Origin of the sequence: Streptomyces sp. NPDC056452, from assembly GCF_042796085.1 — a bacterium.
Taxonomy (GTDB): Bacteria; Actinomycetota; Actinomycetes; order Streptomycetales; family Streptomycetaceae; genus Streptomyces.
In genome coordinates, this window is record NZ_JBHTRI010000005.1 from 79,761 (window position 1) to 97,412 (window position 17,652).

Here is a 17,652-nt window from a genome sequence, read left to right on the forward strand (position 1 = left end):
GCCCCGGGCGCGATTGCGGGGCAGTGGCGGGCGACCCCATAGGATTGGGCCAAAACCACACACCGAACCCTGAGGATCGCTGCATGCCTGGCATCACGCGCGAGGAGGTCGCCCACCTCGCACGGCTGGCGCGTCTGGAGCTGAAGGGCGAAGAGCTCGAGCACTTCGCCGGTCAGCTCGACGACATCATCGGCGCGGTCGCCCGCGTCTCCGAGGTCGCCGACCAAGACGTACCGCCGACCTCCCACCCGCTGCCGCTGACGAACGTCATGCGCGCGGACGAGGTCCGTCCGTCGCTCACCCCCGCGCAGGCGCTCTCCGGCGCCCCTGCCCAGGAGCAGCAGCGTTTCAAGGTGCCGCAGATCCTGGGGGAGGACTAACAGCCATGACGGACATCAGCACCATCATCAAGCTCACCGCGGCGGAGATCGCCGCGAAGATCGCCTCCGGCGAGCTGACGGCCGTCGAGGTCACCGAGGCCCACCTGGCCCGGATCGAAGCCATCGACGAGAAGGTCCACGCCTTCCTGCACATCGACCGCGAGGGCGCGCTCGCGCAGGCCCGCGCCGTCGACGCCAAGCGCGAGGCGGGCGAGAAGCTCGGTCCGCTGGCCGGCGTCCCGCTCGCGCTCAAGGACATCTTCACCACGCAGGACATGCCGACCACCGTCGGCTCGAAGATCCTCGAGGGCTGGGTCCCGCCGTACGACGCGACCGTCACCAAGCGGCTGAAGGCCGCCGACGTCGTCATTCTCGGCAAGACCAACATGGACGAGTTCGCCATGGGGTCCTCCACCGAGAACAGCGCCTACGGCCCGACCGGCAACCCGTGGGACCTCACCCGCATCCCGGGCGGCTCCGGCGGCGGCTCCTCGGCCGCGCTCGCCTCCTTCGAGGCCCCGCTCGCCATCGGCACGGACACCGGCGGCTCCATCCGCCAGCCCGCGGCCGTCACCGGCACCGTCGGCGTCAAGCCCACCTACGGCGGCGTCTCCCGCTACGGCATGGTCGCCTTCTCCTCGTCCCTCGACCAGGGCGGGCCCTGCGCCCGCACGGTCCTGGACGCGGCGCTCCTGCACGAGGCCATCGCCGGCCACGACCCGCTCGACTCGACGTCCATCGACGCCCCGGTCCCGCCGGTCGTCGAGGCCGCGCGCAACGGCTCCGTACAGGGCATGCGCGTCGGAGTCGTCAAGCAGTTCGCGGGCGAGGGCTACCAGGCAGGCGTCGTCCAGCGCTTCAACGAGTCGGTCGAGCTGCTGAAGTCGCTGGGCGCCACGATCGTCGAGCTGGACTGCCCGTCCTTCGACCTGGCCCTGTCGGCGTACTACCTGATCGCGCCGTCCGAGTGCTCCTCGAACCTGGCCCGCTTCGACGCCATGCGCTACGGCCTGCGGGTCGGCGACGACGGCACGCGCTCCGCGGAGGACGTCACCGCCCTCACCCGTGAGGCCGGCTTCGGCGACGAGGTCAAGCGCCGCGTCATCCTCGGTACGTACGCGCTCAGCTCCGGCTACTACGACGCGTACTACGGCTCGGCACAGAAGGTCCGCACCCTCATCACGCAGGACTTCGAGAAGGCGTTCGAGCAGGTGGACGTCATCGTCTCGCCGACGACGCCCACCACCGCCTTCCCGATCGGCGAGCGCGCCGACGACCCGATGGCGATGTACCTCGCGGACCTGTGCACCATTCCGACCAACCTCGCCGGCAACTCCGCCATGTCGCTGCCCTGCGGCCTGGCCCCGGAGGACGGCCTGCCGGTCGGGCTGCAGATCATCGCCCCCGCCATGAAGGACGACCGGCTGTACAAGGTCGGAGCCGCCGTCGAGGCCGCATTCGTGGAAAAGTGGGGACACCCGCTGCTTGAGGAGGCTCCGTCGCTATGAGCGCAATGGCTAAGAAGGCCAAGAACTTCAAGAAGTCCAAGACCGGCGCGTACGTGTCCATGGGCACCACCGCCTTCGGCGCGCTCAGCGTGTTCAAGCAGGTGAAGATGGCCCGCCAGGAAAACGACACACTGCGGCTGATCGACGCCGCCGTATCCGCCGCCGCGATCGTCACCGGCCTCGCGATTCTCTATCGCGAACTGAAGCGCCTCGGCGACGACGACGTCCTGCTGGGCTGAGAGGGAAAGTTTCAGTGACTGTCATTGACCTGGAGTCGTACGAGGACGCCCTCGCGACGTACGACCCCGTCATGGGCCTCGAAGTCCATGTCGAGCTCGGCACCAAGACCAAGATGTTCTGCGGCTGCTCCACGGAGCTCAAGCAGGACGCCAACTCGCAGACCTGCCCGGTCTGCCTCGGGCTGCCCGGCGCGCTGCCGGTCGTCAACGAGATCGGCGTCGAGTCCGCGATCAAGATCGGTCTCGCGCTGAACTGCGAGATCGCCGAGTGGTGCCGCTTCGCCCGGAAGAACTACTTCTATCCGGACATGCCGAAGAACTTCCAGACCTCCCAGTACGACGAGCCGATCGCCTTCAACGGCTATCTGGACGTCCAGCTGGAGGACGGCGAGATCTTCCGCGTGCAGATCGAGCGCGCCCACATGGAGGAGGACACCGGCAAGTCGACGCACGTCGGCGGTGCCACGGGCCGTATCCACGGCGCGTCCCACTCCCTGCTCGACTACAACCGTGCGGGCATCCCGCTCATCGAGATCGTCACCAAGCCGATCGAGGGTGCGGGCGCGCGCGCTCCCGAGGTCGCCAAGGCGTACGTCGCCGAGCTCCGCGAGCTCATCAAGGCGCTCGGTGTGTCGGAGGCCCGGATGGAAATGGGGCAGATGCGCTGCGACGTGAACCTGTCGCTGCGGCCCCACGGCCGGGAGGAGTTCGGTACGCGCTCCGAGACGAAGAACGTGAACTCGCTGCGTTCCGTCGAGCGTGCCGCCCGCTTCGAGATCCAGCGCCACGCCGCCGTGCTGAACTCCGGCGGGACGATCGTGCAGGAGACCCGGCACTTCCACGAGGAGGACGGCTCCACCACGGCCGGCCGCATCAAGGACAACGCCGAGGACTACCGGTACTTCCCGGAGCCGGACCTCGTGCCCGTCGCTCCGGCCCGTGAATGGGTCGAGGAGCTCCGCAAGGGCCTCCCCGAGCTGCCGCGGCTGCGCCGCGCGCGGCTCAAGGAGGAGTGGGGCGTCTCCGAGCACGACATGCAGTCCATCCTCAACGCGGGCGCGGTCGACCTGATCGTCGCCACGACGGAGGCGGGCGCTCCGGCGGACCAGGCCCGCAAGTGGTGGATGGGCGAGCTCGCCCGTAACGCCAACGAGACCGGTCGCGGCCTCGACGAGCTGGGCGTCACCCCCGTGCAGGTCGCCAGGGTCGCCGAGCTCGTCACCTCGGGCGACCTCAACGACAAGCTGGCACGCCAGGTCCTCGAGGGTGTCCTCGCGGGCGAGGGCGACCCGGACACCGTCGTCGAGAAGCGCGGCCTGAAGGTCGTCTCCGACGAGGGCGCGCTGGGCACGGCCGTCGACGAGGCCATCGCGGCCAACGCCGCGATCGCCGACAAGATCCGTGGCGGCAAGGTCGCCGCGGCGGGCGCCCTGGTCGGCGCGGTCATGAAGGCCACCCGCGGTCAGGCCGACGCGGCGCGTGTACGTGAGCTGATCCTGGAGAAGCTCGGCGTCGAGGGCTGAGGCCTTCCCGCAGGACCGTGTGAGCGAAGGGCGGTGCACCCGGACAACCGGGTGCACCGCCCTTTCGTGTGGTGCGGGAAGTCTGTGACCATGGCCACGAACAGGACAATTGATCACTAATGCCTGACAGAGTGACGGTCCTCAGGTCATGCGACTTTTTCGGGATGTTCCCCTTATTCCCGTCGACGGTCCACGAACCCGCAGGGAGCACGTCCGTTGGCCGCCATCGCACGCTGGTGCCTCAGGCACCGCCTCGCCGCTGTCCTCATCTGGCTGCTCGCCCTCGGCGGCACGGCAGGGGCAGCGGTTTTCGCGGGCTCCGCGTACTCCAACAACTACGAGGTGCCGGGAACCGAGTCCGGCCGCGCGGGTGAACTCCTCCAGGCGGGATTCACGGACCTCGGCGGCGACACCGACACCGTCGTCTGGCACACCACGGGCCCCACCGTCCGCGCCGCCGACGTCGAACAGACCATGACCAGGACGCTGCAGGCCATCGACGCGCTGCCCGGAGTCGGCGACGTCACCGGACCCTACGGGGCCGACGGCAACGGACAGGTCAGCGCGGACAGCCGCACCGCCTACGCCACGATCACCTTCGACCACCGGGCCGACGAGATCCCGCGGGAACAGGCCCAGGCCGTCGTCGACACCGCGAAGGCGGCCGAGAGCGACGGGCTCCAGGTCGAACTCGGCGGCAGCGCCGTCGCCCTGACCGAAGCGCCGGGCATCCACCTCAGCGAGGCCGTCGGGGTGGTCGTCGCCGCCGTCGTGCTCTTCCTCGCCTTCGGCTCGCTCGCCGCCAGCCTGCTGCCCATCGCCACCGCACTCGTCTCCGTCGGCACGGCGTACGCGGGGATCGTGCTGCTCGGCCATGTCATGACCGTCGCCGACTTCGCACCGATGCTGGGCATGCTGATCGGGCTCGGCGTGGGCATCGACTACGCGCTGTTCATCGTCACCCGGCACCGCAGAGGCCTGCGGCGCGGCCTGTCCGTGCCCGAAGCGGCGCAGAACGCCGTCGCGACCACGGGGCGGGCCGTCGTCTTCGCCGGAGCCACCGTCTGCGTCGCCCTGCTGGGCATGCTGGTCCTGCGGCTCGGCTTCCTCAACGGTGTCGCGATCGCCGCCTCGCTCACCGTGGTGCTGACCGTCGCCGCCTCCGTGACCCTGCTGCCCGCGCTGCTCTCCTTCATCGGCATGCGGGCGCTGAGCCGGCGCGAACGCAGGCAGCTCGCCGTGCACGGACCGCAGCGCGAACGCACCACCGGCTTCGCCGCGCGCTGGTCCGCGTTCGTCGAGCGGCACCCCAAGCTGCTCGGAGTGGTCGCCGCCGCGATCATGGCGGTGCTCGCCCTGCCCGCCTTCGGGCTGCATCTGGGAACCTCCGACCAGGGCAACAACCCGGCCACGGCGACCACCCGGCAGGCGTACGACCTGCTGGCCCACGGTTTCGGACCCGGCGTCAACGGGCCGCTGACGATCGCCGCCCACCTCGACGGAGCCGACGACCGGCTCGCGCTGGACGGTCTGCCCGGTGTCCTGCGGGCCACCGACGGCGTCGCCTCCGTGAGCCCGGTGACGTACAACAACAGCGGCGACACGGCGTTCGTCACCGTCGTCCCGGAGTCCGCTCCCCAGTCGCAGCGGACCAGCGAACTCGTCGACCGGCTGCGTGACGACGTGCTGCCGCCCATTCAGGAGAACACGTCTCTCCAGGCCCACGTGGGCGGGGTGACAGCCAGCTACGACGACTTCGCAGAGATCATCATCGGCAAGCTGCCGCTCTTCGTCGGGGTCGTCATCGGACTCGGCTGCCTGCTCCTGCTCCTGGCCTTCCGGTCCCTGGCCATCCCGCTGAAGGCCGCCGTGATGAACGTGGCCGCCGTCGCATCCTCCTTCGGGGTCGTCGTCGCGGTCTTCCAGTGGGGCTGGGGCAGCGAACTGCTGGGGCTCGGCAGCGCAGGACCGATCGAACCCTTCCTGCCGGTGATCATGGTGTCCGTGCTCTTCGGGCTCTCGATGGACTACCAGGTCTTCCTGGTCGGCCGGATGTACGAGGAGTGGCTGGAGACCGGGGACAACCGCAGGTCGGTCCGCGTGGGCCTCGCCGAGACGGGCCGGGTGATCAACTCCGCCGCGGTGATCATGATCTCGGTCTTCCTGGCCTTCGTGCTCAGCGGAGACCGCGTCATCGCGATGTTCGGCATCGCGCTGGCCGCCGCCGTCGCACTCGACGCCTTCGTCCTGCGCACCCTGCTGGTACCCGCCCTGATGCACATGCTCGGCGGCGCGAACTGGTGGCTGCCCGCCCGGCTCGACCGGCTGCTCCCGCGCATAAGCATCGAGCCCCCGGACCGGACGGCGCCGCATGCGAAAATTCCCGGGGAGCGCGCCGAGGCCCAGGACCGGGCCGTCGCGCAGCGCGTCCACTGAGACCGAGGAGAAGTCCCTATGTTCGCGGTGTCCCTGGGTGATGACGGGGCGCAGCTGCGCCCGCTGGAGCCCTGGCAGGCGGAGGAGTTCCTGGCCCACATGGACCGGGCGCGGGGCCTCGTCGACCCCTGGATCCCGTTCGCCGCAGCCGCGACGGACCTCTCCTCCGCGCGCGCCCTGCTCCAGAGGTACGCGGACAAGCAGGCTGCCGACACCGGCCGGCTCTACGGAATCTGGCTGGACGGCACACTCGTCGGGGGCGTCCTGTTCCGGATATTCGAGGCGGAGACCGGGAACTGCGAGATCGGCTGCTGGCTGGAGCCCGCGGGGGAGGGCCGGGGGCTGGTGAACCGGGCGTCGCGCAAGCTGATCGACTGGGCCGTCGACGTGCGCGGCATGCACCGGGTGGAGTGGGTCGCCTCCGCCGCCAACACCCGCAGCGTCGCGGCAGCCGAGCGGCTCGGCATGACGCGCGACGGCGTGCTGCGCGAGGCCTATCTGTACCGGGGAGAGCGGCACGACGAGGAGATCTGGTCGGTACTGGCCTCCGAATGGCGTGCCGGGCGGAAGTGAGGGGCGTCGCGCGTTAAGGAGGTTCTCATCCTGGCCCCCTAGCGTGCGGCGCATGAAGACCACCCCCTCCCAGACCACCTCCGCCGTCGACGACGACCGCGAGGAGACGTCGGCAGCGGACGAGAGCGCCGCAGCGGACCTGACGAAGAAGGAGCCCGCCGAGGGCGCCTCGGACGACCACGCGTCCGACGATGCCGTAGGGCACGCGGCCGCGGACGGCGACGACCTGGAGCCCGACCCCTACGCCGAGGCGGAAGCCGCGGCGTCCGCCGGGGTCGGTGGCGGAGCCGGGGCCGTCGTGGCCGCCGGACTGGGCGTCGTCTCCCTCACGGGGGCCTGGACCGGCCGGGTCGCCGCCGAGCGCGAGACCCTGATCGGCCAGATCAAGACCTCCGGCGGTGGCAGCGCGGCCCAGCAGATCTCCGAGATCTACGCCGACGCCTGGCACACCACGGCCCTCGTCAACGGGCTCTTCGCCCTCGTCGCCCTGCTGGTCGGCGCCTTCGTCCTCCTGCGCCCCGCCTTCGGCGCACCCTCCGACCGCCCGCAGCCGGGCTGGATCCGCGCTGTCGCGCTGGCAGGCATCGCACTCGGCGTACTGGGCGTACTCATCTCCGTAGGCATGTACTTCGATCTCTTCGTCTCCCTGCCGAGCGCGGGCGCGCCGGCGACCGGAGGCTGACCGCCCCGAGGAGCCGGCCGTCGCGCCTAAGGCACCGGGCGCCCCGGACTAAGGCACCGGACCGCGCTCGGATGCGGCACACGCCCGATGCGGCGGCACCCCCTGGCAGACCACAGTTGGGGCACGGCAGTAAGCCGTGCCCCAACCGGCCGTCGTCACCAGGGAGAAGACCATGTACGCCTACGAGCTCCACCGGATCAACGCCGCCGATCTGATCCGCGAGGCGGACGAGCAGCGGACCGTCCGCCAGGCCGTGCTCGCCCGCCGGGCCGCCCGCCGCTCGGCCCGCAGTGCCGGACCGGATGACACGGAGGGGCGGGTGAGCAACGGCAGCGACCGGTTCGTGCACGCCGCATAGCCATGGCCGTCCGTCCTTCCGCGACCCTCGCGGAGTCGCACCCGTATGCGATGCTCAGCGATGTGGAGACCAACACCGTCAGCCCCGTGTTCGTCGGCCGAGCCGGTGAACTCGCCTCGCTCACCGATGCGCTCGCCCGCGCCTCGGCAGGCGAACCGCAGGCACTGCTCATCGGCGGCGAGGCAGGGGTCGGCAAGACCCGGCTGGTCGAGGAGTTCCTCGAGGCGGCCTCCCGCCGCGAGGCCGTCGTGGCCGTCGGCAGCTGTGTGGAGATCGGGGCCGACGGCCTGCCGTACGCCCCCTTCTCCACAGCACTGCGCGCCCTGCGCCGCGCGCTGCCCGAGGAACTGACCGAGGCACTCGCCGGGCAGGAGGGCGAACTGGCCCGGCTGCTGCCCGAACTGGGCGAAGCGGACCGGACATCGAACGACGAGCACGGCACCGCCCGTCTCTTCGAGCTCGCCGCCCGGATGCTGGAGCGCGTCTCCGCCGCCCGCACGGTCGTCCTCGTCCTGGAGGACCTGCACTGGGCCGACACCTCCACCCGGCACCTCCTCGCCTACCTCTTCCGCACCCTGCGCGACGGCCGACTCGTCGTCATCGGTACGTACCGCGCCGACGACGTCCACCGCCGCCACCCCCTGCGCCCCCTCCTGGCGGAAATGGACCGGCTCCGTACCGTCCGCCGCATCGAACTCGACCGGTTCAGCCTCGCCGAGGTCGGCCGGCAGCTCACCGGCATCCTCGCCGCGACGCCCGAGGCCGCGCTCGTCGACGAGATCTTCGACCGCTCCGACGGCAACGCCTTCTTCGTCGAGGAGCTCGCCCGCAGCGTGGAGTGCTGCGGTGACAGCTCCCGGCTCTCCGAATCGCTGCGCGACCTCCTCCTCGTCCGGGTCGAGGCACTGCCCGAGAACGCCCAGCGGATCGCCAGGATCATCGCCGAGGGCGGCTCCACGGTCGAGCACTCGCTCCTCGCCGCCGTCGCCGGGCTGGCCGAGGACGACCTCGACGAGGCGCTCCGGGCAGCGGTCGGCGCCAACCTGCTCCTGCCGGCCCCCGACTCCGACGGATACCGCTTCCGGCACTCCCTGGTCCGCGAGGCCGTCAGCGACGACCTGCTGCACGGCGAACGCAACCGCCTCAACCGCCGCTACGCCGAAGCGCTGGAGGCCGACCCGTCCCTCGTACGCGCCGAGGAACGCGCCGCCCGGCTCGCCAGCTACTGGTACGCCGCGCACGACCCGGCCAAAGCCCTCCCCGCGGTGCTGGGCGCCTCGGTCGAGGCCCGCCGCCGCTACGCCTACTCCGAGCAACTGCGCCTGCTGGAACGGGCCATGGAGCTGTGGGACGACGTACCGGAAGAGATACGCGCCACCCTGCGCCCGATCGACTACGCCGAGGTCTACCCGGGCTGCGGCTGCGACCCCGAGACCGCACCGATGCGCTACCTCGACCTCATGGCCGAGGCCACCGTCGCCGCGCGCTTCGGCGGCGACCGCGAACGGGCCCTGGCCATCGCCAAGAAGGCCCTGCGCGTCCTGGACGGCGACACGGATCCCCTGCGCGCGGCATGGTTCTGGGTGCAGCGTTCCCTGCTGACGCATCATCTGTCCCGGGGTGACGGCTGGCAGGAACTGGCCACCGCACAGGAGCTGGTGCGCGGTCTGCACCCCTCGTCGGTGCACGCCGACGTGCTGGCCAACGTGGCGAGCTGGGGCGCCCTGCACCGGCCGGGCCCGGACACGCTGGTCGCGGCCGACCGTGCCGTGGAGTACGCGCGCCTCGTCGGCGACGAGTACATCCAGCTGCACGCCCGGCTCACCCGTGGCTGGCTCACCATCGACGCCGGCGGCGTCGAGGAGGGGGTCGCCGAGATGTACGCCGTCCGCGACCGGGCCGAAGAGCTGCACCTGGTGGGCGTGATGAGCCGTGCCAGCATCAACCTGCCGTCCTCGCTCGAGTCGGCGGGCCGCTCCCTGGAAGCGGTGGCCGCCGCCGACCACGGCATCCGGATCTGCCACAGCCACGGCATCCCCGACTCAGAGGCCTGGGTCCTGGCCAACCAGGCGCAGTCGTACTTCTCCCTCGGGCACTGGGACGAGAGCCGGGCGGCCCTCGACGCGGCGGACCTGGTCGCGCGGTCCCGCAAGTCCCAGGGGCTCATCGCCTCACGCCGTACGGAACTGGCACTCGCCCGCGGCGACTACGGCGAGGCGGAGGAGCAACTGGCGCTGAACCGGCGACTTCTGGGCCGTCACGATCCGCAGCCCCAGCATCTGATCAGCCCCGTCCGGTACGCCATGGAACTGGCCGCCCAGCAGGGCCGGCTCCCCGAGGCGCGGGCAGCGTTCGAGGCGCAGTCCGAGGAGGGCTTCCCGACGGGCACCCAGCGCTACGCCCTGCCGCTGCTGGACGTCGCGGCGTCGATCGAGGCCGATGCGCGCGGGCTGCCCGCCACCGAGCCGGGCCGACCGGCGATCCTGGAACGCATCCGCGGCCACCTCAAGCGGCTGCCGATGCTCGTCCCCGTGTGGGCGGCCTACGGTGTGCTGGTCGAGGCGGAACTGGCCCGCGCGGAGGGCGCCGACACCCCGGATCACTGGTCCCGCGCCGCCGCGGCCTTCGGCCCTCTTCAGCGGCCCTTCGAGCTGGCCCGGATCCGGCACCGCTGGGCGGAGGCGATGCTCGCCGCGTCCGGGGCCGGTGACAGAGCTCCGGCAGCGGCCCTCCTGCGCGAGGCCCACGCGGTGGCGGACCGGCTCGGAGCCCGGCCGCTCGTGGAGAGCGTCGAGCTGCTCGCCGGCCGTGCCCGCATCACGCTCGCAGCGCCCGCGCGGGGAGCACGGGACGCGGGGGCCACCGGGGGTGACGTGGACGAGGCGGACGTCGTGGGCGCCGACGGCGGGATCCACCCGGCCGCACCCGCCCCGGCCGTGGACGCGATCGAGTCCTTCGGCCTGACGACCCGGGAGCAGGAAGTCCACCGGCTGGTCGCTGCGGGATACACCAACCGCAGGATCGCCGAGGAGCTCTACATCTCGCCGAAGACCGCGAGCGTGCACGTCTCCAACATCCTCGCCAAACTGAACGTCTCCAGCCGCGGCGAGGCGGCCGCGCTCGCACACCGGTTCAGGCTGTACCCGGCGAGGTGACGTACGGGCTCGGCCCGGGCGTCGCTGCGCAGGCCGCACGCGCCCGCTCGGGCGGCGGCGGGTTGGCGGCGCGGTGCCCTCAGTCGCCGGACGGGTGTGGTTCGGCCGGGTCCGTCGTCGGGCGGCGCACCGTCACCCGGCCGGAGGTGAGGTCTATCGGGCCCCGGGCAGGGTCACCGACGCCCAGGTCCACGCGGCTCAGCTCCAGCCGTCTGTGCTCCTCGGCCGTGTGCTTACGGCCCGGCGCGAACAGCTCCTCGAAGAAGTTGAACACCGTCCGCGCTCCCTCCGACAGGCCGCCCGGTGGGTCGCTACCGCACCTTCAGCAGCAGGATCCGGTCGTCCCCCGGCTTCGGTGAGCCACGTCCGTCCGAATTGCTCGTGACCAGCCACAGCTTGTCGCCGCCCGCAGCGAGCACGGTCCGCAGCCGGCCGTACTTCCCCTCGAGGAACGCCTGGGGCGCCGCCAATGGTTCCTTGCCCGCCGTGCCGGACAGCGGAATCCGCCAGAGCCGCTCACCGCGCAGGCCCGCCATCCAGATCGAGCCCTCCGCGTACGCGATACCGCTCGGGGACGCGTCGGAGGTCTTCCACTGGGCCACCGGGTCGACGAAACCCTTCTCGCCCTTCTTGCCCTCGACGTCCGGCCAGCCGTAGTTCTTCCCCGGCTCGATGCGGTTCAGCTCGTCCCAGGTGTCCTGGCCGAACTCGGCCGCCCAGAGCTGCTTGCGGCTGTCCCAGGCCAGCCCCTGGACATTGCGGTGGCCGTACGAATACACCACCGAGTCCGCCTCGGGGTTGCCGTGCACCGGCTCACCGTCCGGGGTCATCCTCAGGATCTTGCCCGCCAGAGACGTCCTGTCCTGGGCGAGACCCGTGTCGCCCGTCTCGCCCGTGCCCGCGTACAGCATGCGGTCCGGACCGAACGCGATCCGTCCGCCGTTGTGGACGGAGCCCTTCGGGATGCCCCGCAGGATCGTGTCCGGGGCGCCGAGCTGCTGGCCGGCCGGCTTCTGCTCGTCGTACTGCATGCGCGCGATGCGGTTGTCCGACTCGGTGGTGAAGTACGCGTACACCAGATGGTCCGCGCCGTACGTCGGGGCGACCGCCAGGCCCAGCAGCCCGCCCTCACCGCCTACGGCTACGCCGGGAACGGAGCCCAGCAGGGTCTTCCTGCCGCTCTTCCCGTCGATCCGGCTGATCGTCGCGTCGTCGCGCGAAGCCACCAGCAGATCGCCACCGGGCAGCGCCGCCAGCCCCCACGGCGTCGGGAGGCCCTCCGTGAGCGTCGAGACCACCTCCACGGAGCCCTTGGCCGGCGGCAGATCGGCCGCGGGGCTCGACGAGGCGGGCGGAGGGGAGGAGGAGCTCGCCGGTGGCGAGGCGTCACCCTCACGGCCCGCCGTGTCACCGGACCCACCGCCGGAGGAACAGGCGGCGGACAGCAGCAGCGAAGCTGCCGCCAGCAGGGCCACTACCCCCTTGCGCACCGCAGGAGTTTGCACAGATCCGAACACAGCACCGCGCACAGCACCGATCCTTTCGACGGCCGCATGACTACTGTTCTTACACCGCTGCCCGCCCGCGGGTTCCCGATCTCCGTCAATTCTCCCGCCGCGTGATCAGTCCCACGACCCGCGGGCCGGCGGCAGCCCGGCGATCTCCGCCACGTCCCGGTCCGTGAGGACCAGGTCCGCCGCCCCCGCGTTCTCCACGGCCCACCGCTCCTGCTTCGCGCCGGGCACGGGAACCACATGCCGGCCCTGGCGCAGCACCCAGGCCAGTGCCACCTGGGCAGGAGTGGCGCCGTGCCGCTCCGCGATCCGCCGCAGACCCGCCACGACCGGCTGGTTCGCCGCCATCATCTCCGCCGTGAACCGCGGGTGCCTGGCCCGCGGATCGTCCGGTTCGAAGCCCTGGCCCGGCTTCAGCGTCCCCGTCAGATAGCCGTTGCCCAGCGGCATCGCCGCCAGCAGGCCGACACCCCGCGCCGTGCACCAGGGCAGCAGCTGGTCCAGCGCCTCCGGAGACCACACGGAGAGCTCCGCCTCGACCGCGCTGACGGGGAAGACCTGCTGCACCCGCTCCAGCTGCCGGATCGTTCCGTCATGCATCCGGGCCCCCGGCCGCCGCCCGGCCCGTGCTCCCACCGCGCACAGTCCGAGCGACCGGACCTTGCCCGCGGTCACCAGGTCCGCCATCGCGCCCCAGGTCTCCTCCACCGGCACTTCGGGGTCGGCCCTGTGCAGCTGGTACAGATCGATCACATCGGTCTGCAGCCGCCGCAGCGAGGCATCGCAGGCCCGCCGCACATAGCCGGGGCGCCCGTTGGCGACGATGTGCTGATCGCCCACCAGCAGCCCGCACTTGGTGGAGAGGAAGGCGTCGGACCGGCGCCCCTTGAGCGCGCGCCCGACCAGCAGCTCGTTGGTGAACGGGCCGTACATGTCGGCGGTGTCGAGCAGTTGGACGCCGGCGTCCAGTGCGGCGTGCACCGTCCGCAGCGAACGGTCGCCGCGCTGCTGCGACGTGCTGTAGGCCCAGCTCATCGGCATGCACCCCAGCCCGACCGCGCCCACGGCGAGTGCCGCCGCACCGATAGTCCTGCGCTCCAACTCCCCGAACCCTCCCTCGGTCCCGCCGTCGCGGGCCCACTCCGGACCCCAAAGTAGCCTCTGGCGCCCCGTGCCCTTCGCATAGCCTCCTGACCATGACTTCGACACCTGCTACCGACGTGTGGCTGCCGATCGCGGCCGACGAGATCGAGGGGCTCCCCGAGGGTCTCAACTACCGGTTCTGGGACGGCGGCCGGGACTACCCCGCGGACCCCGCCGACTGCGCCTTCTACGTCGTTCCGTACATGAAGGGGCCGGAGGTCGCCGTCCGCCCGCTCAAGGAGATGACCGGCCTCCAGGTCGTGCAGACGCTGTCCGCGGGCATCGACCATGTCGAGCCGGGGCTCGGCCTCCTGCCCGACGGCGTACGGCTGTGCAATGCCAAGGGGGTGCACGAGGCGTCGACCGCCGAACTCGCTCTCGCCCTGATCCTGGCCTCGCTGCGTGGATTCCCGGGCTTCGTGCACGGCCAGGACAAGGAGGAGTGGCTCTCCGGCTTCTACCCCGCCCTCGCCGACAAGTCCGTACTCGTCGTGGGGTACGGATCGATCGGCGCGGCCATCGAGGACAGGCTCGAACCCTTCGAGTGCGCGCGGGTGGTGCGCGTCGCACGCTCCGCACGGGCATCCGCGCGCGGCCCCGTACACGCGCTCGAGGAGCTTCCCGCACTGCTGCCCGAAGCCGACGTCGTCATTCTGTCCACCCCGCTGAACCCCTCCACACAAGGGCTGGTGGGCGCCGAATTCCTCGCCGCGATGCCGGACGGCGCCCTGCTCGTGAACGTTGCCAGGGGAGCCGTTGTCGACACGGCGGCCCTGCTGACCGAACTCGAGTCCGGCAGGCTGCGTGCCGCGCTCGATGTCACCGATCCCGAACCCCTGCCCGCGGGCCATCCGCTCTGGCATGCTCCCAACGTTCTGATCACCCCCCATGTGGGCGGCAGCACCTCGGCGTTCCTGCCGCGCGCCAAGCGTCTGCTGGCCGGCCAAGTCACCCGCTTCGCCGCAGGAGAGCAGGTTCACAACCTCGTACTCACGACCGGCTGAGCACGCTCCGGAACGGCGCTTGTGCACGCGGTTTCCGACAACACCCCAGGTGGTCACGGAGAGTAGAGAAGCTATGTCCCTGCGTGACGACTCTGGTGTATCGTCCAGAAGGGGGCAGCGCCATGGCAGGGGTGGTGCCGGGGAGGAAGCGCAACGCGAGGGGGCGACGGACGGTGTGCGGCCGATGGAGAGACGACCCGACGCGGCAGAACGGACGGCGCCGGTCACCGGCGCCGAGGACCCCGGGCCAGGCCCGGGGAGCTCTCCGGTGAGCGCCCTCGGGGCGCTGCTCTCCCGGCGGCCGGTCTCCGGCCGGAGCGCGGGACTGCGCTCCCAGCTGCTCCTCGCCGCCATCTGCGCCGGTTACGGCGTAGGGGCGGCGGTCGGCTGGGGCTCACCCGGACTGGCCCTGTTCATGGGCGACTTCGGCCTCAGCCTCGCCGCCCTGATCGCCGCCGTGTCCTGCTTCCTCCACGCACGCAGGAGCGGCAGCCGGTTCCGGCCCGCCTGGCTGCTGTTCTCGCTGTCCTCCGCGATGGCGGCCGGCGGCAACGCGGTCTGGGGCTGGTACGAAGTGGTGCTGGGGCTCCCCGTGCCCTCCCCGTCCCTGGCCGACGTCTTCTTCCTCTGCTTCGCCCCGCCCGCCATCGTCGGGCTGCTGGTCCTCGCCAAGCGGCCCGTCACCCGGGCCGGCTGGGTCTGCCTGGTGCTGGACGCCTGGCTGATCGGCGGGTCCCTGCTCACGCTCTCCTGGAGCCTCGCGCTCGCCCACACCGCCCATGTCGCCAACGCGGAGGGGGAGAGCGTCGCCAGGGCCGCTCTCTCCCTGGCCTACCCGCTGCTCGACATCGTGCTGGTGTCCATGGTGCTCGCCCTGCACTTCCGGCGGGTCCACGTCAATCGCTCCGCGGTGAACACGGCCATCGCCGCACTCGCCCTGACGGTGCTGTGCGACGCGGTCTTCACCTCGCCGCTGCTCCGCTCGACCTACCGCTCCGGCCAGCTCCTCGACGCGGGCTGGTTCGCGGGATCCCTGCTGCTCGCCTATGCGCCGTGGGGTGCCCGTCGCAGTCAGGACAACGCTGTCGAGCCCGCCAGGGAGCCGCGCACCACCAGCCGTCCCATCGCCGGTTCCCTGGCCGCGCTCACGCCCTACCTGGCCGCCGCCGTCTGCACCCTCGGCATCCTGTACAACGTCGTCGAGGGCCGCACCGTCGACCGGGTCGTGGTCTTCACCGGCTGCGCGGTGGTCCTCGCCCTCGTCGTCCGCCAGGCGATCATGCTCCTCGACAACATCGCGCTCACCCACGAGCTGGCGCAGAAGGAGAACCACTTCCGCTCCCTGGTGCAGGGCTCCAGCGACGTCATCATGATCGCCGCGCCCACCGGCATACTCCGCTACGTCAGCCCCGCGGCGGCCGGGGTCTACGGGCGCGACGCCGACGACCTCGTCGGCGCCGAACTGTCCTCGATCATCCACCCCGAGGATCTCGGAGGGGTGGTCCACGAGGTCCGGCGGTTCCTCGCGGCACCGCCACGGGAGGAACCCACCACCCGCATCGAATGCCGCTTCAGGTCGGGCACCGGCGACTGGCTCCACGTCGAGTCCACCGTCAACCGCCACCAGGGCGGCCTCCTGCTCAACAGCCGTGACGTGACCGAACGGGTCCGGCTGCAGGCCCAGTTGCAGCACAACGCCGAGCACGACCCGCTCACCGACCTGCCCAACCGGGCCCTGTTCACCACGCGGGTCAGCCAGGCGCTCGGCGGCCGGCGCTCCGGCGACCCCGGCACCGCGGTGCTCTTCATCGACCTGGACGGCTTCAAGGCGGTCAACGACTCCATCGGCCACCAGGCGGGCGACGAGCTGCTCATCCAGGCCGCCCGCCGCCTCCAGGAGTCCGTACGCGCCTCCGACACGGCCGCGCGCCTCGGGGGCGACGAATTCGCCGCGCTCATCGTCGGCGACGGCAGCCGCGACCAGGCCGCCCGGGAGTGCCAGGTCCACGAGATCGCGGACCGGCTGCGCCTCACGCTCTCCCAGCCGTACCGGATCGGCACCGGAGAGGTCCGGGTGGCGGCCTCCATCGGGGTCGCCTTCGCCGAGCCCTCCATCACCCCCAAGGACCTCATGCGCAATGCCGACCTCGCCATGTACCGCGCCAAGGCGAGCGGCAAGGACCGGGTCGAGCTCTACGCCCCCCAGATGCAGGCCGACGTCGTCCGCCGCTCCGAGGTCGCGGCGCGGCTGCGCACGGCCCTGCGGGACGGCGAGTTCGCGCTGCTGCACCAGCCCGTGGTCCATCTGGCCAGTGGCACCGTCGCGGCCGTGGCCGCCCAGGCGCGCTGGCGCTCCGCGCAGGGCATCCTCTTCACCCCCGCGGAGTTCCTCCGCGTCGCCGAGGACAGCGACCGTGCCGCCGAACTCGGCGGCTGGCTGCTGGAGGAGGCCGTCGAGCAGGCCGCCGAGCGGGCCAGGGCAGGTCACCCGGTCCCGGTGTCGGTGCGCGTGTCGGCCGGACGGCTGCTCGACCGCGCACTGCCCTTCGGCTCCGTGGAAGCGCTCCTCACCCGGCACGGACTGCCCTCCGGTGCCCTCATGATCGAGGTGGCCGACAGTGATCCGCGGATCGCCTTCGACGACCTGGAGCAGCGCCTGGTCGCGCTGCGCAGGCTCGGCGTACGGATCGCGCTCGACGGCTTCGGCAGCGGCTATGCGGCGATCAACGCGCTGCGCCGGCTGCCCATCGACGTACTGAAGCTGGACCGCGGCCTGGTCGAGGGCGTCGTGGAGTCCGCCCGGCTGCACAAGATCACCAGTGGGCTGTTGCGCATCGCCTGCGATCTCGGCATGCAGTCCGTGGCCGACGGGGTCGACCTGCCCGAGCAGGTGCGCGCGCTGCGGGCCATGGGATGTACGCACGGACAGGGGATGGCCTTCTCCGGGCCACTTGACGAATACCGGCTGCGGCGCGCCCTGATCCGTGGCAAGTTTCCTGTTCCAGGGGGTGGTCCCACCGCGCAGCCCGTTCTGGCGGGTGGCTCGATCCCGCTCCAGAGCCGCTCACATGATGAGACGGCCGTCCCACCTACTTGACACCGTATGTGTGCCGGAGAGAGGGTCAATGCCATGCGCA

Annotated in this window: 14 protein-coding genes; 11 read left to right on the forward strand and 3 right to left on the reverse strand. The window is 71.5% G+C overall.

Annotated features, from left to right (window positions below):
- The first annotated feature begins 83 nt into the window (after nt 1-83).
- The 9 genes from gatC to ACFQ6X_RS06890 all read left to right on the forward strand — a co-directional run bounded on the left by gatC (nt 84) and on the right by ACFQ6X_RS06890 (nt 10,854).
- A complete protein-coding gene (gene gatC / locus ACFQ6X_RS06850; protein WP_014048481.1) occupies nt 84-380 on the forward strand; it encodes an Asp-tRNA(Asn)/Glu-tRNA(Gln) amidotransferase subunit GatC in 297 nt (98 codons plus the stop codon).
- A gap of 5 nt (nt 381-385) precedes the next feature.
- A complete protein-coding gene (gatA, locus tag ACFQ6X_RS06855; protein ID WP_383177033.1) occupies nt 386-1,888 on the forward strand; it encodes an Asp-tRNA(Asn)/Glu-tRNA(Gln) amidotransferase subunit GatA in 1,503 nt (500 codons plus the stop codon).
- A complete protein-coding gene (locus tag ACFQ6X_RS06860) occupies nt 1,885-2,127 on the forward strand; it encodes a hypothetical protein (protein ID WP_350991065.1) in 243 nt (80 codons plus the stop codon). Before gatA ends, ACFQ6X_RS06860 begins: the two co-directional genes overlap by 4 nt.
- Nucleotides 2,128-2,141: 14 nt before the next feature.
- Nucleotides 2,142-3,650 (forward strand): Asp-tRNA(Asn)/Glu-tRNA(Gln) amidotransferase subunit GatB, encoded by a 1,509-nt coding sequence (gene gatB, locus ACFQ6X_RS06865; protein ID WP_383177037.1) that lies wholly within the window; start codon nt 2,142-2,144, stop codon nt 3,648-3,650.
- Between the two features lie 216 nt (nt 3,651-3,866).
- On the forward strand, nt 3,867-6,086 hold the full coding sequence (locus tag ACFQ6X_RS06870) for an MMPL family transporter (protein ID WP_383177040.1): 2,220 nt from the start codon (nt 3,867-3,869) through the stop codon (nt 6,084-6,086).
- Between the two features lie 18 nt (nt 6,087-6,104).
- A complete protein-coding gene (locus ACFQ6X_RS06875; RefSeq protein WP_383177043.1) occupies nt 6,105-6,659 on the forward strand; it encodes a GNAT family N-acetyltransferase in 555 nt (184 codons plus the stop codon).
- Nucleotides 6,660-6,711: 52 nt separating this feature from the next.
- On the forward strand, nt 6,712-7,341 hold the full coding sequence (locus tag ACFQ6X_RS06880; RefSeq protein WP_383177046.1) for a hypothetical protein: 630 nt from the start codon (nt 6,712-6,714) through the stop codon (nt 7,339-7,341).
- 136 nt (nt 7,342-7,477) lie between these two features.
- Nucleotides 7,478-7,699 carry a hypothetical protein gene (locus tag ACFQ6X_RS06885; protein WP_383177049.1) on the forward strand — a complete coding sequence of 74 codons (222 nt, stop codon included), beginning with the start codon at nt 7,478-7,480 and terminating at the stop codon, nt 7,697-7,699.
- A gap of 2 nt (nt 7,700-7,701) precedes the next feature.
- Entirely contained in the window at nt 7,702-10,854 is a 3,153-nt protein-coding gene (locus ACFQ6X_RS06890) for an AAA family ATPase (protein WP_383177052.1), read from the forward strand.
- A 79-nt stretch (nt 10,855-10,933) separates the two neighbouring features.
- On the opposite strand, the gene ACFQ6X_RS06895 is transcribed toward ACFQ6X_RS06890, so the two are convergent.
- The 3 genes from ACFQ6X_RS06895 to ACFQ6X_RS06905 all read right to left on the reverse strand — a co-directional run bounded on the left by ACFQ6X_RS06895 (nt 10,934) and on the right by ACFQ6X_RS06905 (nt 13,433).
- Nucleotides 10,934-11,128 carry a DUF6191 domain-containing protein gene (locus ACFQ6X_RS06895; RefSeq protein WP_383177055.1) on the reverse strand — a complete coding sequence of 65 codons (195 nt, stop codon included), beginning with the start codon at nt 11,126-11,128 and terminating at the stop codon, nt 10,934-10,936.
- A gap of 37 nt (nt 11,129-11,165) precedes the next feature.
- Nucleotides 11,166-12,383, reverse strand: coding sequence for a PQQ-dependent sugar dehydrogenase (locus ACFQ6X_RS06900; RefSeq protein WP_383177058.1), 1,218 nt, complete (start codon nt 12,381-12,383; stop codon nt 11,166-11,168).
- A 93-nt stretch (nt 12,384-12,476) separates the two neighbouring features.
- A complete protein-coding gene (locus ACFQ6X_RS06905; RefSeq protein WP_383177464.1) occupies nt 12,477-13,433 on the reverse strand; it encodes an aldo/keto reductase in 957 nt (318 codons plus the stop codon).
- A gap of 131 nt (nt 13,434-13,564) precedes the next feature.
- Between ACFQ6X_RS06905 and ACFQ6X_RS06910 the strand changes: the two genes are divergently transcribed.
- On the forward strand, nt 13,565-14,515 hold the full coding sequence (locus tag ACFQ6X_RS06910) for a 2-hydroxyacid dehydrogenase (protein WP_383177061.1): 951 nt from the start codon (nt 13,565-13,567) through the stop codon (nt 14,513-14,515).
- A 268-nt stretch (nt 14,516-14,783) separates the two neighbouring features.
- Complete coding sequence (locus ACFQ6X_RS06915; protein ID WP_383177064.1) at nt 14,784-17,612, forward strand: putative bifunctional diguanylate cyclase/phosphodiesterase; 2,829 nt, start codon at nt 14,784-14,786, stop codon at nt 17,610-17,612.
- Nucleotides 17,613-17,652 lie beyond the last annotated feature (40 nt).

What these genes read in the sequence shown, in the direction of transcription:
- gatC (WP_014048481.1), top strand. Translation starts at nt 84, where the DNA reads ATGCCTGGCATCACGCGCGAGGAGGTCGCCCACCTCGCACGGCTGGCG.
- gatA (WP_383177033.1), top strand. Translation starts at nt 386, where the DNA reads ATGACGGACATCAGCACCATCATCAAGCTCACCGCGGCGGAGATCGCC.
- ACFQ6X_RS06860 (WP_350991065.1), top strand. Translation starts at nt 1,885, where the DNA reads ATGAGCGCAATGGCTAAGAAGGCCAAGAACTTCAAGAAGTCCAAGACC.
- ACFQ6X_RS06875 (WP_383177043.1), top strand. Translation starts at nt 6,105, where the DNA reads ATGTTCGCGGTGTCCCTGGGTGATGACGGGGCGCAGCTGCGCCCGCTG.
- ACFQ6X_RS06880 (WP_383177046.1), top strand. Translation starts at nt 6,712, where the DNA reads ATGAAGACCACCCCCTCCCAGACCACCTCCGCCGTCGACGACGACCGC.
- ACFQ6X_RS06890 (WP_383177052.1), top strand. Translation starts at nt 7,702, where the DNA reads ATGGCCGTCCGTCCTTCCGCGACCCTCGCGGAGTCGCACCCGTATGCG.
- ACFQ6X_RS06910 (WP_383177061.1), top strand. Translation starts at nt 13,565, where the DNA reads ATGACTTCGACACCTGCTACCGACGTGTGGCTGCCGATCGCGGCCGAC.